Below are 15,951 nucleotides of genomic sequence, written 5' to 3'. Positions count from 1 at the left end.
GATGTAGACCGCATCGGGGCGCTGCTGCTGCCAGTGCCGGCCGAGCCGGATCGGCGCGGGCAGGCCGAAGCGCAGGCCAGGGTAACGGGGCAGGGCGGCGCCCCCCCCCCCCCCCCGGGCCGGGGGGGGCCCCCCCCCGGGCGGACGTGCCGCATCTGCCCCGGCCCGGCGCGTCAATGCAACCCATGACCGCCAACCGCCGACGCCGCTGACCCTGTTCAGCGCCCGCGCCTCGGTCCGGGTGGCCGGCCATGCGACAATGGCCGGCCTGATCCAGCCACGGTAGTTCCCGGCGTGACCGAAACCGTCGCCGCCCCGCGCAAGCTCGATGACGCCTTGAAGGACGCGATCCGCAAGGCGTACACGACGCTGCAGGCCAACACCCCCGGCTTCTCCACCCGCCGCTCGCAGAGCCAGATGATCGGCGTGGTGTCGCGTGCGCTGTCCACCAGTGGCGGCGTGGGCGTGGTCGAGGCACCGACCGGCGTCGGCAAAAGTCTGGGCTACCTGACCGCGGGCGTGCCGATCGCCCTGGCCAGCAAGAAGAAGCTGGTCATCAGCACCGGCACCGTGGCCCTGCAGTCGCAGCTGGTCGAGCGCGATATTCCCAATTTCCTCAAGGCCACCGGCCTGGAAGCGACCGTGGCCCTGGCCAAGGGCCGCACCCGCTACCTGTGCACGCGCAATGCCGCCGAAGCGCAGGGCGAGGGCGCGCAGGGCGGCATGTTCGAGGACGAAGCGCCGCTGTACGACCGGCCGCTGGCGCCCATCGAAATGGACATCGCCAAGCGCCTGTCCGATGCCTTCACCAGCGGCACGTGGGACGGTGACATCGACAACGCGCCGGAAACCATCAGTCCCGGCCTGCGCAGCCGCATCACCACGCCCGCCTCGGCCTGTGCCGGGCGCCGCTGCGCGTACTCGGCGCAGTGCGCGGTGCTGCGTTCACGCAACACCGTGCGCGATGCGCAGATCGTGGTGACCAACCACGCGCTGCTGCTGTCGGCGCTGTCCATTGGTGACAGCGACAACGGCCAGCCGATGATCGCCGCGCCGTCGGACATGCTGCTGGTGCTGGACGAAGGCCATCACATCGGCAACGTGGCCATCGACCAGGGCGCGGCCAGCCTGGCCCTGGACGAGATGGCCAAGCGCACCGGCCGCCTGCAGATCCTGATTGCCGGTGCCTACCGCGCGGTCGACAAGGACCGCCTGGGCAACCTGCTGCCGAACGAGGCCATCGACGTGGCCAGCAACGTGGCCAAGCAGCTGCGTGCCTTCCGCGACCACGTTGAAGCGGTGTGGATGCCGGCCCCGGCCGATGAAGACCCGATGTGGCGCGCTGCCAACGGGCGCCTGCCCGAAGCCTGGCGCGAGCCGATCGAAGCGCTGGCCGACGACACCCGCAGCCTCTACAACTGGGCCACCGCCGCCACGGCACAGGTGGCCAAGGGCAAGCCGGACGATGCCGCGCGCGAGCGCCTGCAGCGCAACCTCGGCATGGCGCTGGAAATGATCGAGCAGCAGTACAACCTGTGGCAGGCCTGGCGCCGCGAGGACAAGGACGGTGCGCCGCCCACCGCGCGCTGGGTCACCGCCACCCGCGACGGCGACCTGGTGCTGCACGGCTCGCCGGTGTCGGCCGCGCACGTATTGCGCAAACTGCTGTGGGACCAGGTGGATTCGGTGGTGATGACCTCGGCCACGCTGACCGGCGGCGGTGACTTCCAGTCGCTGGCCATCGACAACGGCATCCCGCCGGAAGCGGAGATGGTCTCGCTGGCGTCGCCTTTCGACCTGCCCAACCAGGCCGAATTGATCGTGCCGAAGTTCCCGGTCACGCCCGATGACCGCGAAGGCCATCCGCGCGAAGTGGCGCGCTACCTCGACCAGGAACTGGACTGGGCCAAGGGCTCGATGGTGCTGTTCACCTCGCGCTGGAAAATGGAGAAGGTGGCCGGCCTGATGTCGGCCGCACGCCGCAAGCAGGTACTGGTGCAGGGCGACATGTCCAAAACCCGGCTGATCGACGAACACCTGCGCCGCGTTGCTGCAGGCGAAGGCTCGGTGCTGTTCGGCCTGAATTCCTTCGGCGAAGGTCTGGACCTGCCCGGCGAAGCCTGCACCACGGTGGTCATCACCCAGGTGCCGTTCGCGGTGCCGACCGACCCGCAGACCGCCACGCTGAGCGAATGGGTGGAAGCGCGCGGCATGAATGCCTTCAACCTGATCGCCATCCCGCACGCGCTGCGCACGCTCACCCAGTTCGCCGGTCGCCTGATCCGCACCTCCACCGACACCGGCCGCGTGGTCATCCTCGACTCGCGGCTGCTGACCCGCCGCTACGGCAAGCGCATCATCGACGCGCTGCCGCCGTTCAAGCGCGTGATCGGCTGACGATCAGAAGGTAGCGCCGGGCCGTGCCCGGCGGAGCACCTCAGCCGCTTACCGGTTTCCTGCAGGCCTGGTCGCCCATCGCAGTGTGGTAGTCGCGTTCAAAACAGCGCAACAACCTGTCGAGGATCTCCAGGTTAGGCGGCCACGGCACATCCACTTCCTGGCCTGCCGGCGTGGTGAAGTGGTACCGCCCGTTCTTGACGGCCTCCGCGAACACCTCCGGCGTGGGAATCGCAACCAGGGTTGCACGGGTCTTCTCCAGCGCTGCGCGATCGCGCTGCAGGAAGGCGATCGTCCCGTCCACGTAGGCGTTCCAGTAGCCGGGGTCGGTGTCCTTGGGCTTGTAGGTTCGCTGCATCAGCGCAACTGCCTGCGGGTACTGACCCGCTTCGGCGCGCATCTGGCCTTCATGCCAGAGAATCATGGTGTTGCCTGCAGCCTTGGGCAGTGCAGCGTAGGCGGCGAGCAGATCAGCGGCTTCGCGCTGGCAACCGCGCTCGGCCAGCGGGCGCCAGCCGCCTTCCAGATCCTGGTCGAACGCATCCGGTTCCATCGCCAGCATCGCATCGCGGTCGTAGCTGCAGTCGGGCGCCTTCGGTGGTTCGGGTGCGGCACCCAGCGCAGCGGCCAGGGCAAGTGAAAGCAACGTCATCACAACCTCCGTGTCAGTGAGTACCCATGCACCGTAGCAGATCGCGCGGGTAGTGCCGGCCGCTGGCCGGCAACCTCGAAGTTCGAATTACCATGACGCGACTGCACGCGCGGAGGAAAGCCACATGCACGACTGGACCATCATCGCGACCCACAGTGACTGGATCGCCGCGACGTTTGAACTCGTCCTGCGCGATTCAACCCAAACCGAGCGCCGCCTGCAGTTCGATGCGGTGGAGCACGTGACGCTGGACAGGAGCGAACCCTGGGGACCGAGCGCATCGATCAACGACGTGACGGCCAGCGAGGATCGCGCCGAAGGTCTCATCCGCGTGGTGTTTGAGCTGCAGTCCGGTGGTGCGATCCACATTTCAGCAGGGGCATGCCGCCTGGATGGCGAGCCGTTCGCGTTCTGACTGCTGTGCTGGGGTCCGAGCCCTTTCTGCGAAAGGGATCCGACCCCACGGCGATTCAATCGCCGAGCAGGGCGGTGTTGCGGACGGCGCCCTTGTCGGCGCTGGTGGCCAGCAGGGCGTAGGCCTTCAGTGCGCTGGTGACCTTGCGCGGGCGGGCTTCACGGGGCTTCCAGCCACGCGCATCGGCGTCGGCGCGGCGCTGGGCCAGGGTGGCGTCGTCCAGCAGCAGGTCGATGCGGCGGGCGGGGATGTCGATGCGGATGCGGTCACCGTCTTCCACCAGGCCGATGGTGCCGCCGCTGGCGGCTTCCGGCGAGACGTGGCCGATCGACAGGCCCGAGGTGCCGCCGGAGAAACGACCGTCGGTCAGCAGCGCGCACTGCTTGCCCAGCCCCTTCGATTTCAGGTAGCTGGTGGGGTAGAGCATTTCCTGCATGCCCGGGCCGCCCTTCGGGCCTTCGTAGCGGATGACCACCACGTCGCCCGCCTTCACTTCATCGGCCAGGATGCCGGCCACGGCCGCGTCCTGGCTCTCGAACACGCGCGCGCTGCCTTCGAACACGTGGATGGACTCGTCCACGCCGGCGGTCTTCACCACACAGCCATCAACGGCCAGGTTGCCGCGCAGCACGGCCAGGCCGCCTTCGGCCGAGTAGGCGTGCTCGACGCTGCGGATGCAGCCTTCGGCGCGGTCCACGTCCAGCGTGGGCCAGCGCGTGGCCTGGCTGAAAGCCACCTGGGTGGGAATGCCGGCCGGGCCGGCCCGGAAGAAGTCGTGGACGCTGGATTCGTCGCTGACCGCAACGTCCCAGCGCTCGATGGCATCAGCCAGGGTGCGGCTGTGCACGGTCGGCACGCTGGTATCCAGCAGGCCGGCACGCGCCAGTTCGCCGAGGATGCCGTACACGCCGCCCGCGCGGTGCACGTCTTCCATGTGGTACTTGGGCGTGTTCGGTGCCACCTTGCACAGCTGCGGCACGCGCCGCGACAGCGCATCGATGTGGGTCAGGTCGAAGTCCACTTCGGCTTCCTGCGCGGCGGCCAGCAGGTGCAGGATGGTGTTGGTCGAGCCGCCCATGGCGATGTCCAGGGTCATCGCGTTGGCGAACGCGGCCTGCGTGGCGATGCCACGCGGCAGCGCGCTCTCTTCTTCGCCGCCATACCAGCGATGGCACAGTTCGACGATCAGGCGGCCGGCGCGCAGGAACAGCTGCTCGCGGTCGGCGTGGGTGGCCAGGGTCGAGCCGTTGCCGGGCAGCGACAGGCCCAGCGCTTCGGTCAGGCAGTTCATCGAGTTGGCGGTGAACATGCCCGAGCAGGAACCGCAGGTCGGGCATGCGCTGCGCTCGAACTCGGCGACCTTTTCGTCGCTGGCGCTTTCGTCGGCGGCAATGACCATCGCATCGACCAGGTCCAGCTTGTGCTCGGACAGCTTGGTCTTGCCGGCCTCCATCGGGCCGCCGGAGACGAACACCACCGGGATGTTGAGGCGCAGGGCGGCCATCAGCATGCCGGGGGTGATCTTGTCGCAGTTGGAAATGCACACCAGCGCGTCGGCGCAGTGCGCATTGACCATGTACTCGACCGAGTCGGCGATGATCTCGCGGCTGGGCAGCGAGTACAACATGCCGTCGTGGCCCATGGCGATGCCGTCATCGACGGCGATCGTGTTGAATTCCTTGGCGACGCCGCCGACCTTCTCGATCTCGCGCGCGACCAGCTGGCCGAGGTCCTTCAGGTGCACGTGGCCGGGCACGAACTGGGTGAAGGAGTTGGCGATGGCGATGATCGGCTTGTGGAAGTCGCCGTCCTTCATGCCGGTGGCGCGCCACAGGGCGCGGGCGCCGGCCATGTTGCGGCCGGCGGTGGAGGTGCGGGAGCGGTATTCAGGCATGGCTGGCGGAACGGGCGGGCCGTACAACGTGGGGGTCGCCTGATCATGGACAATTTTTTCGGTTGCTGCTGCAACCACCGAAGGTGGCCCGGCAGGGCTTGCAGCCCTGCACCTGCCGAAGCAACGTCAACGTCAACATCAACGGCAAAAGCTGGCTTTCCGTGGGATGGCGGGGTGGGTCCGGTGGCAGGGGACGGCGCAAGTACGTCCGTGTAGCGACTGTGTTGCCGGAGGGGCGCCATCCATGGCGCTCACGCCCCTGCCACCGGACCCACCCCGCCTTCGACAGGTGGCCGGGGGCCAGTAGATCCACGCCATGCGTGGATTAAGCTTGGGATCACGACGAAAATGAAATTCCGTTCATCTTTCCCACTTTGCCGATTCCGGTTGTTGGTGCGGATTTGGCATCATTGGGGCAATTGATCCGACTCCGAGGCATGACGCCATGAAGCGTTCCCGCACCACCGCGCTGCTGCTGATGAGCGCTGCACCCCTGCTGTTCACCGCCTGCCAGAAGGAAGAGCAGGTGCAGGTGCAGGAAGGCCTGTACACCTCGGTGCAGGCCTGCACCGAGGCGACGGGCGATCCGTCCGCGTGCCGCAACGCCTTTGCCGAGGCCCAGCAGAAGGCCGCCGACGCGGCGCCGAAGTACGCCAGCAAGGAAGCCTGCGAACAGGACTACAAGCCCGAGCAGTGCGTGCAGCAGCACACCTCGGCGGGTACCTCGTTCATCGGCCCGATGATGATGGGCTTCTTCATGTCGCAGATGCTGAGCAACCGCGGCGGCCTGGCCCCGCAGGCGCCGGCCTCGGCTCCGGCCTACCAGGACAAGAACGCCGGCTGGGCACGCCCGGCCCCGGGCGGCACCGGTGGCATGAACACCGCCAGCGGCATCGGCGCCGGCAAGGCCGGCCTGGCCCCGGTCAGCAGCGAGCCGAACCGCGCCGTCACCGCCAGCCGCAGCGGCTTCGGCAGCACCAGCGCCCGCCGCAGCGGCGGCAGCTTCGGCGGCTGATCGACCCATGCAGCGAATTCGCATTGCCGAGCGCGCCCACTGGCGGGCGCGCGCGGAGGAAGCCGGTTTCCGCTTCCACACCATCGACGGCCAGCCGTACTGGGATGAAAGCGCGTACTACGCCTTCACCCTGCGCCAGATCGAAGTGGACATCGAAGACCCCAGCGCCGAGCTGCACCAGATGGCGCTGGATCTTGTTGGCGATGTGATCGCCAGCGAGCGCCTGATGGACCAGCTGGCGATCCCCACGCACTACCGCGACTGGATTGCCGAGAGCTGGCGACAGCGCCAGCCGCACCTGTACGGGCGCCTGGACCTGGCCTACGACGGCACCGGTCCGGCCAAGCTGTACGAACTGAACTACGACACGCCGACCTCGCTGTTCGAGGCCAGCTTCTTCCAGTGGCAGTGGCTGGAGGACCAGCGCAACGCCGGTCGCCTGCCGCAGCACGCCGACCAGTTCAACGGCATGCACGAGGCCCTGGTCGAGCGCTTCGGAAAACTCGCTGCGCGCCTGCCGCCGCCGCTGTACTTCAGCGCCGTGGGCAGTTCGGACGAGGACCGCGGCACGGTCGACTACCTGCGTGACTGCGCCGCCCAGGCCGGCCTGCAGGGCGAGGCCATCGCCATCGAGGATATCGGCCTGTCCGAGGATGGCCGTTTCACCGCGCTGGATGACACGGTGATCGGCACGCTGTTCAAGCTGTACCCGCTGGAAGACCTGATGGCCGAGGAATTCGGCCGCGCGCTGCCCGGTTCGGGCATCCAGCTGCTGGAGCCGGCGTGGAAGGCGGTGCTGAGCAACAAGGGCATCCTGCCGCTGCTGTGGCAGCGCAACGTCGGCCACCCGAACCTGCTGGAAGCGCACTTCGATGATGGCAGCGCGCTGGCCTCGGGCTGGGTGCGCAAGCCGCTGTTCTCGCGCGAAGGTGCCAACATCGAGATGCATCTGGCCGATGGCAGCACCCAGCGCAGCGACGGCCCGTACGAAGGCCCGGCGATCATCCAGCGTGCGCACCCGCTCACCCGCTTCGAAGGCGGTTACCCGCTGATCGGCAGCTGGGTGATCGGCGACCATGCCTGCGGCATCGGCATCCGCGAGGACGACAGCGCGATCACCCGCGACAGTGCGCGCTTCGTGCCGCACGCGATCGTGGACGAGGCGCCGACGCGGATCTACGTCTGATGGCGGTGCGGCGGCCCTTGGGCCGGCGCGGGCGGACGACGCCGGTGCCGGGGCGGCACTTCGATGATGGCCGCACGCTGCACGCCTTCGCCGGGCGCGTGGCGGTGCGCTGCCATCGCTGTGACACGCCGGGCTGGGTGGTCGCCAGCTGGCAGCCTCACCGCTGGACGGCGCGCTTCCGTTGCACTGGCTGCAGCGTGGCGCTGGACAGCGGCGCGTGGGTGGGCGCGGTGCGCATCGATGGCCGCCGACCGTGCGGTTACTGCGGCCACCAGTGGGTGTGCGTGCACCAGCATCGGCCGTCGGCCTCCACGGCCGTGCCCGAGGTGCTGCCGGCCAAGTGCGCGCAGTGCGGGCGCACCAGCGAAGTGAAAGTCAGCGTCTGCCCGCTGCGCGATGCCGAGCCGGCAGATCCGCACTTCGGCCTGCCGCTGGGGTTGCTGGAACCTACCCGCGCGGGCCTGTTGTGGGCCTACAACGCCGAGCACCTGCAGGTGCTGCATGAGTACGCGACATCGGCACTGCGCGAGCACGGTGGCGTGCACAACGCCTCGATGTTCTCGCGCCTGCCGCAGTGGATGAAGCTGGCCCGCAACCGCGTGCTGCTGCAGCGAGCGGTGGAGCGGTTGCAGCGGCGATTGCTGCAGGGATAGTGCCGGCCGCTGGCCGGCAGTCGTTGCCGCTTCCGGTAGATGCCAACCAAGGTTGGCACCTACCAGAGCGGTGTATCGGCTGCTGCAACGGTAGCGCCGGGCCATGCCCGGTGGCCGCGACCATCCGCCGGGCATGGCCCGGCGCTACCGGTCAGAGCAGCCCTTCGCGCTTCACTGCCAGATACCGTTCCACCAGCGCGGCAGGCAGGGCGTCGGCGGTCACGTCCAGCACCATCACCTTCTCGCTGCGCAGCGCTTCATGCGCCTTCGCGCGCTGCTGCAGGTACAGCGCGGCGGCACCGGCCTGGGCGGCGTCTTCCAGCGTGTGCACCTCGCCTTCCAGCGCGGTATCCAGTTCGCGTTCGCGCAGGCTGGCCACGCATACCAGGTGGCGGCGCTGCAGTAGGCGCACGGCGGCCAGCAGGTCTTCGATGTCCTCGTCGCGCACGTTGCTGACCAGCATCACCAGGGCGCGACGGCGCTGGCGCAGCGAGACTTCGGTGGCGGCCGCCAGGTAGTCGGTGGCCACGGCCTGCGGCTGCAGGTCGTAGCTGGCGCGCAGCAGGTGTTCCACCGTGCCCATGCCGCGCTGCGGCGCCACCCAGCGGCGTTCACCGCCCACCGCGAACAGGCCGGCGGCATCGCCTTGGCGCAGGGCCAGATAGGCCACCACCAGCGACGCGTTCAAGGCATGGTCGAAGTGCGAAAGGCCGCCTTCGCTGGCCAGCATGCGCCGGCCGCTGTCGAGCATCAGCAGCAGCTGCTGGTTCTTCTCGTCCTGGTACTCGCGCGAGATCAGCTTGCGCGCGCGGGCGGTGGCCTTCCAGTCCAGCTGGCGCAGGCTGTCACCGACGCGGTACTCGCGCATCTGGTGGAAATCGGTGCCTTCACCACGGCGGCGCTTCACGTGTGCGCCCACCAGACGCGAGGCCTGGTCCGCACTGAACAACGCGAACCGGGTGAGCGGCACGAAGTTGGGATAGACCCGCACGTCCAGCACCGGCGGCAGCGTGCGCTGCTGCCACCACAGCCGCCACGGCGAGCGGATGCGCACGTCCACGCCATCGAACTGGAAGCGCCCGCGCTGCTGCGGCTGCACCTGGTAACGCAGGGTGCTGGCGTGGCCGGCGCGCAGCTGCAGGCGCTGCGGCAACGACTCCAGCGGCCAGCCGCCGGGCACGCGATCGAACACCTGCACCTGCATCGGCTGCTCGGCGAACAGGCGCAGGCCGATCTCGCGGCGCACGCCCAGTGCCAGCGCCTCGGGCACCTGGCGCTGCACCTGCGGCGGTGCACGTCGCCACTGCCGCCACAGATCGGCCAGTGCCAGCGCGGCCACCAATGCACCGGCCACGGCCCAGCTCCAGTGCGGCAGCAGGCCAGCCAGCACCACGCCGCCCAGCGCGGCCCAGGCAGCCAGCAGGACCAGCAGCAGCGGCGCAGGCCTCATCGGCGCGGCGCTTCCACCTTGGCCAGCAGGGCACCGAGCACGTCATCCGGGCCCTGGCCTTCGATCTGCAGTTCCGGTGCCAGCGCGATGCGGTGGCGCAGTGCCGGCCGGGCGATGTCACGCACGTCGTCGGGGGTGACGAAATCGCGGCCGGCCAGCACCGCCTGCGCACGCGCGGCACGCACCAGCGCGATGCTGCCGCGCGGGCCGGCGCCGACGGCGATGCCAGGCCAGGAACGGGTGGCGGCCACGATGCGCACCGCGTAGTCGATCACTTCGTCATCGACGGTGATGGCGGCGGTGGCCTGCTGCAGCGCCAGCAGTTCACCGGCGCCGAGCACGCGCGGCACCTGGCTGAGATCGAAATCGCTGGCGGCGCGGCCCCGGGTGATGGCCGTGACCATGTGCTTTTCGTCTTCCAGCTGCGGGTAGTCGATCAGCACCTTCAGCAGGAAGCGGTCCAGCTGCGCTTCCGGCAGCGGGTAGGTGCCTTCCTGTTCCAGCGGGTTCTGCGTGGCCAGGGCCATGAACGGCGGCGCCAGGGTGAAGGCCTTGCCTTCGATGGTCACCTGGCCCTCCTGCATCACTTCCAGCAGCGCCGACTGGGTCTTGGCCGGGGCACGATTGATCTCGTCGGCCAGCAGCAGGTTGGTGAACACCGGGCCGCGGCGGATCTTGAAGCTCTCGCTCTTCGGGTCGTACACCGCATGGCCGCTGACGTCGCTGGGCATCAGGTCGGGGGTGAACTGCACGCGCCCGTAGTCCAGCTCCATCGCTTGTGCAAGTGCACGCACCAGCAGGGTCTTGCCCAGCCCGGGCACGCCTTCGATGAGCACGTGGCCGCCGGCCAGCAGCGCCACCATGATCTGGTCGAGTACGTCGGCCTGGCCGATGAAGGCGCGACCGATGGCATCGCGGATGGCATCGACGCGTTCGATCAGGCGGGCGGCAGCGGCCGCCGGAAGCTCAGGGGCATCGGTCATAGCAGGGATCTCATCTGGAGCAGCAAGCGGATGCGCTCGCGCAGGGCGGAGGAATCGTGAGGCGAAGGAGCGGTGAGGGCGGTGGCCACGCGGCTGGCGGGCCACTGCAGCACCTCGGCGATGGCCTGGTCGCGGGCAGCGCCATCCAGCGCGGCCGCCACCGGGGCGCGCAGGCGCAGGCGATGCAGGAACAGCGCCTGCGCTGCGTTGTACAGTTGCGCGCCCTGGCCGAAGCGCAGCAGCAGCTCGCCACTGGCACGCACGTGTTCCAGCAGCGAGCGGCGCTCGACCACCGGCGAAGGCAGCACGCTGCCCAGCCGCTGCGCGCGCGTCCACAGCCAGCCCAGCATGGCCAGCAGCATCGGAATCCACACCGGCCAGCCCTGCAGCACGATGCGTGCCAGCAGCGTCGGCGGGCGGCTGCCGTACACCAGCCACACCGTGCCGCGCCCGTAGTTGGGGTCCAGCAGGTGGCGGGTCAGGTCGCGGTGGGAAAGATCGTGCAGGCCACCGCGCTGCGGTGTGTCTTTGGCCGTCGCGCCCTTGCGCGGCAGCGGAGTGGCGCCAGCGCCGCGCATGAAATCCAGATCGGCCAGCACATCGATGCGGCCCTTGCCGTGGCGCAGGCGGGCGAAGGCCAGCCCTTCCTCATTGCCCCAGCGGCGCTCGGCATCGGCGCTGGCCTTGAAGCCGAGACTGAAGCGGCGGCCGTTGCAGAACTCGACGTGATTGGGATCATCCACCACATGGAACGGCTGGCAGTCCTTGCCATGGAACAGGCTGTCCACGCCGATGCGGTCCAGCAGCGGGCCCTGCGTGGTGCTGGTCTTGTCCTCGCCCGGCGGCTGCGTACGCAGCAGCAGGTGGCCGCCACGGGCGACCCAGTCCAGCAGTGCCTGCGCGGTGCCCGGCGGCATCTCGCGGGTGTCCTGCAGCAGGACCACGGTATCGGTGTCGGCCAGGGTCATCTTCGCCAGCTGCAGGCGTTCGCGCGACTGCACTTCGATGCCGTCCGCGCGCAGCGCCTGCCCCAGCACGTACAGCGGGTTGTAGCTGGCTTCGCCGCGCGGCGGCAGCACTACGGTCTCGGTGACCTTTTCGTGCGTGCGCAGGAACAGGATGGTCAACGGCACGCCCAGCAGCACCAGCAGGCCGAGCAGCAGGGCCCAGAACGCGCGCGGGCTCATGCCTTCCACCCGAACTGCTGGCGTAGGGTTGCGGCCAGGCCATCGAACTCATCGCGCGTAGGCAGGCGGCCGCCGTACGCGGCGTACTGCCACATGCGCACGATGCGGGCGAACAGGTCGCGGTCCGCCGGCTGCGGCATGCGCCGCGAAGCACGCAGGCACTGTGCTTCGGTGGCGCCGGGCGGCAACGCGTTGCCGGTGCGCTCGACCAGGGTGCGCACGCTGGCGCGGTAAAGCAGGGCCAAGGCCTGACGCGGGCGTCCCTGGTCCCACAGCAGGCCGGCCTGGGTGGCTACGTCCGGCGGCAGCACCACCGGCAGTTCAACGGCCTCTTCCTGCACGCGCGGTGCGTCCTTCGGCGTGCGCCGGCCGGCGCCACGCAGCCACGGCCACCACAGGCGCGCGGTCAGCAGCAGCACCAGCACCACGGCGCCGAGCAGCGCCCACAGGCCCCATTCGGCCACCCGCGCCAGCAGCTTCAGACTGCGGTTGCGTTCGCCACGCTTCTGGCCGGCCCTGGCGTCCTTGGTGTCTTTCTTCTCGGCCTTCTTTTCCGCCGTGGTGTCGTCGATCGGCTTCCACTCGGTGACCTGGCGGACCGGCCGCTGTAGCGGATCCTCGTAGGCACGGTTCACCGCCTGGCGGAATCCGGCCGTGTCCACCGGCTGCTCGCCGAAGATGCCGGCAGCGGCATTGGCTGGATCGTTGGCGGCGTTGGGTTCTTCGCCGTCGTCCTCGCCTTCGTCTTCGTTCGCATCGGCCTGTCCGGCCGCCCGGGCATCGTCGGCGACCTGGTGGGCAGTGTCCGCATCGGCGTCCTGCGCGTGGGCCGGGGCCAGCGGCAGCGCCAGGCACAGCAGCAGGGCCAGCGTCGATGCCGCCGGCAGCAGCCGTTCGCGCAGGCGGCGCAGGGCGATCTCCACGTCCCACGCTTCCATCTGCGTGCGCCGGTTGAGGTACAGGCCGAAGCCGGCACCGACATAGAACGGGGCGATCAGGGCAGCGGCCAGCCAGCTCAGCAGGTTCAGCAGCAGGTCCACCCACGGCGGGGTCTCGACGCTGATCATCGCCCAGGCCGCGCGCCACGAGTCGGGCAGCAGTTCCAGTGGAATAAACATGAAGACCGCCGCGATCGCGCCCAGCAGCAGCACCAGCTCGAAGCCGAAGCAGATCACCGTCAGCAGGATCGCCGGTCCGGCGGCGCCGGCGGCCACCGCGCGCCGGCGTGGGCCGCGCTGTGCGGGTGCGTTGCCTTCCAGCAGGTTGACCGGCAGGCACAGGCTGCGCAGCAGGCTGAAACGGCGCCAGCCGAGGTAGCCCCAGAAGCCGGTGCCGCCCCAGTGCCGTTGCGCGGCCAGGGCCGCGCGCGCGCCAACCGTCTCGCCGAAGATGCCGCGTGAGAGCACGTACAGGGGCGCACGCTCGAACAACGGCTTGCACCACCACATTGCCAGCGATGCCCAGGCGAAGCCGTCCAGCCACCACGCCAGCGCGTTGAACAGCACGAACAACGGCGCACTGGCCAGCAGCCAGCTGCCCCACACCGCGCGTGCATGGCGGCGGGCGAGGGCGGTGCCCAGCTCCATCGCTTCCCAGCCGCTGCGCGCACGCAGGGCCACGTCGAGGTGGTCAATCCGCACGTTCACCCCCGCGACCGCCGCGCCACAGCCACAGCAGCACGCCGGCCCACAAGACGCCGGCCACGCTGTACTTGGCCCAGGCCGGGATCTGCGCGATCGACGACCAGAACGCTTCGACGAAGGCCGCCAGCAGCAGCATGAAGGCCACGCCCAGGCACAACCGGGCGCCGATGCGGCCGCCTTCCACCAGCGCGTCGATGCGGCGGCGGCGACCGGGCGCCAGCAGTTTCATGCCCAGCTGCAGGCCGGCGCCGCCGGCGATGACGATGCCGGTCAGCTCGAAGGCGGCATGGCCGACCACGAAGCGCCAGAACGGATCGCCGTGGCCGATCTGCTGCAGGTGGCCTGCCACCGCGCCCATGATGACGCCGTTGAACAGCAGCACCAGCAGCGTGCCCAGCCCGGCTAGCAGGCCGCTGGCGAAGGTGCGCAGAGCGATGCTGATGTTGTTCATGATGTAGTAGCCGAACATCATCCAGTCGGTGCCGCTGTCACGCCCCAGCCGGTCCGCGGCCGGGTCGTACATGCGCTCCATCTCGGCGATCTGGCTGTTGTCCATCAGCAGGTGCACGCTGTCCGGGTACAGCTGGACCACGGCGAAGCAGGCCAGCGCCGGCACCGCGAACATCGCCAGTGCCACCCACATGCTGCGGGCCTGGCTGCGCACCAGCATCGGGAAGTCGGCTACCAGGAATTCCAGCGCCCGCCGCCAGCGCACCGGCGGCGTGCGGTACAGCACGCTGTGGCCCTGCTGCATCAGCTGCTGCAGGCGCTGCACCAGCTGCGGGCTGTAGCCGCGTTCGCGCGCCAGCGCCAGCTGCTGGCACAGGCGGCGGTAGCGCTGGGCGAAGGCGACGTCGCCCGGGTCAGCGGCTTGGGGCCTGCGCCGCCTGCGACGCGAAGCGCCCGCACGCTGCTGCAGCCAGTACTCCAGCTGCTGCCATTCGTGCTGGTGGCGGGCGACGAACTGTTCCTGCTTCATCGGCGGCCCAGCAGCCAGTTGGCCATCGCATACAGGCGCAGCACGCCCACCTGGCCGGATGCACCGGTCAGCGGTTCGGCGATACCCGCCAGTTCCTGCTGGCGGCCCGGCGACAGGCGCGGCGCGCGTTCGGCAAAGGCGAGGACGGCGGCCTGTTCCTGCGGGCGCAGCGGCTGCGACGGCACCAGCACGCTGTCGATGGTGGTCGGTGGCGACAGGTAAAGCATCGGCTCGTGCACCACCACGGTGCCGGCCACCAGGTCGCCGAGGCGGCGCCCGTACGGATCGAACAGGCTGCTGAGCAGGCCCAGGGCATAACCGAACGGCAGCATGTCCACGGTACGCAGCAGGTTGCGGGTGATCGAGGCCATCCAGCCCACCGGTGCGCCATCGCGCGACAGCACGCGCAGGCCGAGTGCACGCTTGCCCAGGGTGCGGCCCCACAGCGCCTCGCAGACGATCGGGTAGGCCCACATCAGCAGGAACATCGCGGCCATGTAGATGCCGCGGCCAAACTCATCGAGCAGGGCCAGCGGAATGGACAGCAGCACCAGCGCGCCGAAGCGGATGCCCAGGTCGACCAGCCAGGCCAGCGCACGCGGCATCGGCCCGGCGGTGGGCAACTGCAGCGGCACGCCTTCCGGCGTTACCACCTCGCGGTAGGTATCGAGCATGGGCGCGGTCATCAGTGCGATGGCCGCGTATGTGGGCGCTGGAGTCCTCTCCGGCGTGCTGCCACAGGCATGGGGGGTCTCGACGGTTCCTGGTCGGGCCCCGACTTTAGCAGAGCGCAGTGGCCGACGAGGTGGCTCAGCCCAGGTATTCGTCCTTCAGCCGCACGTAGTGGTCGGCCGAATAGTGCAGCGACTCGATCTCCTTGTCGCTGAGCGTGCGTGCCGGACGCGCCGGGTTGCCCACCCACAGCTCGCCCTCGCCGACCACCTTGCCCGGGCCGACCACGGCGCCGGCGCCGACGAAGGCATGGCGCTCGACGCGCGCGCCGTCGAGGATGCAGGCACCCATGCCGATCAGGCTGTAATCGCCGATGGTGCAGGCGTGGATGATGCAGCCGTGGCCGACGGTCACGCCTTCGCCGATCAGGGTCGGGTAGCCGGCTTTGTTGTACGGGCTGTGGTGGCTGACGTGGATGATGGTGCCGTCCTGCACGTTGGTGCGCGCGCCGATGCGGACGAAATTGACGTCGCCGCGGATGACGGTGCCCGGCCAGATGGAGACATCGTCGGCCAGTTCCACGTCACCGATGAGGGTGCAGGCCGGGTCGACGTACACGCGCTGGCCGAGGACGGGCATCTTGTCGCGGAAGGGGCGCAGGGGGTTCATCGCTGTCTCCAGGTGGGGCAAACACGACGATGATACGCGGCGAACGTGTTGGTAGCGCCCGGGGCCACACGACCCCGGGGCTATTGACCGCCCCGAGCCCCCCCCGACACCCAAAAGAATCAGGGCGGGCGGCGCACCAAACGCCCGACCAGCCCG

Annotated in this window: 14 protein-coding genes; 5 read left to right on the top strand and 9 right to left on the bottom strand. The window is 69.4% G+C overall.

Annotated features, from left to right (window positions below; translation table 11 throughout):
• Positions 1-294: 294 nt before the first annotated feature.
• Positions 295-2,397: an ATP-dependent DNA helicase DinG gene (gene dinG, locus AC1VXD_RS18560; RefSeq protein ID WP_482993284.1), complete on the top strand. Its 2,103-nt coding sequence runs from the start codon at positions 295-297 to the stop codon at positions 2,395-2,397.
• Between the two features lie 40 nt (positions 2,398-2,437).
• On the opposite strand, the gene AC1VXD_RS18555 is transcribed toward dinG, so the two are convergent.
• A complete protein-coding gene (locus AC1VXD_RS18555; RefSeq protein ID WP_482993283.1) occupies positions 2,438-3,049 on the bottom strand; it encodes a hypothetical protein in 612 nt (203 codons plus the stop codon).
• A 124-nt stretch (positions 3,050-3,173) separates the two neighbouring features.
• Here AC1VXD_RS18555 and AC1VXD_RS18550 point away from each other — a divergent pair, with 124 nt between their 5' ends.
• Positions 3,174-3,464 (top strand): hypothetical protein, encoded by a 291-nt coding sequence (locus AC1VXD_RS18550; RefSeq protein ID WP_482993282.1) that lies wholly within the window; start codon positions 3,174-3,176, stop codon positions 3,462-3,464.
• A gap of 55 nt (positions 3,465-3,519) precedes the next feature.
• Here the strand turns inward: AC1VXD_RS18550 and ilvD are convergent, their stop codons facing one another.
• Positions 3,520-5,358, bottom strand: coding sequence for a dihydroxy-acid dehydratase (gene ilvD, locus AC1VXD_RS18545; protein ID WP_482993281.1), 1,839 nt, complete (start codon positions 5,356-5,358; stop codon positions 3,520-3,522).
• 445 nt (positions 5,359-5,803) lie between these two features.
• Between ilvD and AC1VXD_RS18540 the strand changes: the two genes are divergently transcribed.
• From AC1VXD_RS18540 to AC1VXD_RS18530, 3 genes are read left to right on the top strand one after another with little or no spacing between them, the layout of a single operon-like run.
• Positions 5,804-6,373, top strand: a complete 570-nt coding sequence (locus AC1VXD_RS18540; RefSeq protein WP_482993280.1) for a DUF1190 domain-containing protein — start codon at positions 5,804-5,806, stop codon at positions 6,371-6,373.
• A gap of 7 nt (positions 6,374-6,380) precedes the next feature.
• Entirely contained in the window at positions 6,381-7,559 is a 1,179-nt protein-coding gene (locus AC1VXD_RS18535; RefSeq protein WP_482993279.1) for a glutathionylspermidine synthase family protein, read from the top strand.
• Entirely contained in the window at positions 7,559-8,212 is a 654-nt protein-coding gene (locus AC1VXD_RS18530) for a hypothetical protein (RefSeq protein WP_482993278.1), read from the top strand. Before AC1VXD_RS18535 ends, AC1VXD_RS18530 begins: the two co-directional genes overlap by 1 nt.
• Before the next feature lie 151 nt (positions 8,213-8,363).
• On the opposite strand, the gene AC1VXD_RS18525 is transcribed toward AC1VXD_RS18530, so the two are convergent.
• The 7 genes from AC1VXD_RS18525 to AC1VXD_RS18495 all read right to left on the bottom strand — a co-directional run bounded on the left by AC1VXD_RS18525 (position 8,364) and on the right by AC1VXD_RS18495 (position 15,795).
• Positions 8,364-9,662, bottom strand: a complete 1,299-nt coding sequence (locus AC1VXD_RS18525; protein ID WP_482993277.1) for a DUF58 domain-containing protein — start codon at positions 9,660-9,662, stop codon at positions 8,364-8,366.
• Positions 9,659-10,645, bottom strand: coding sequence for an AAA family ATPase (locus AC1VXD_RS18520; RefSeq protein WP_482993276.1), 987 nt, complete (start codon positions 10,643-10,645; stop codon positions 9,659-9,661). Before AC1VXD_RS18520 ends, AC1VXD_RS18525 begins: the two co-directional genes overlap by 4 nt.
• Positions 10,642-11,832: a DUF4350 domain-containing protein gene (locus AC1VXD_RS18515; RefSeq protein ID WP_482993275.1), complete on the bottom strand. Its 1,191-nt coding sequence runs from the start codon at positions 11,830-11,832 to the stop codon at positions 10,642-10,644. Before AC1VXD_RS18515 ends, AC1VXD_RS18520 begins: the two co-directional genes overlap by 4 nt.
• Positions 11,829-13,472 (bottom strand): DUF4129 domain-containing protein, encoded by a 1,644-nt coding sequence (locus AC1VXD_RS18510; RefSeq protein ID WP_482993285.1) that lies wholly within the window; start codon positions 13,470-13,472, stop codon positions 11,829-11,831. The genes AC1VXD_RS18515 and AC1VXD_RS18510 overlap by 4 nt, the downstream gene beginning before the upstream one ends.
• Entirely contained in the window at positions 13,462-14,454 is a 993-nt protein-coding gene (locus AC1VXD_RS18505; protein WP_482993274.1) for a stage II sporulation protein M, read from the bottom strand. The genes AC1VXD_RS18510 and AC1VXD_RS18505 overlap by 11 nt, the downstream gene beginning before the upstream one ends.
• Positions 14,451-15,140, bottom strand: a complete 690-nt coding sequence (locus AC1VXD_RS18500) for an RDD family protein (protein ID WP_482993273.1) — start codon at positions 15,138-15,140, stop codon at positions 14,451-14,453. Before AC1VXD_RS18500 ends, AC1VXD_RS18505 begins: the two co-directional genes overlap by 4 nt.
• A gap of 124 nt (positions 15,141-15,264) precedes the next feature.
• On the bottom strand, positions 15,265-15,795 hold the full coding sequence (locus tag AC1VXD_RS18495; RefSeq protein ID WP_367380693.1) for a gamma carbonic anhydrase family protein: 531 nt from the start codon (positions 15,793-15,795) through the stop codon (positions 15,265-15,267).
• Positions 15,796-15,951 lie beyond the last annotated feature (156 nt).

Source organism: Stenotrophomonas sp. STEN054 (assembly GCF_056854535.1).
This window is presented reverse-complemented; position numbering and strand designations above follow the sequence as displayed.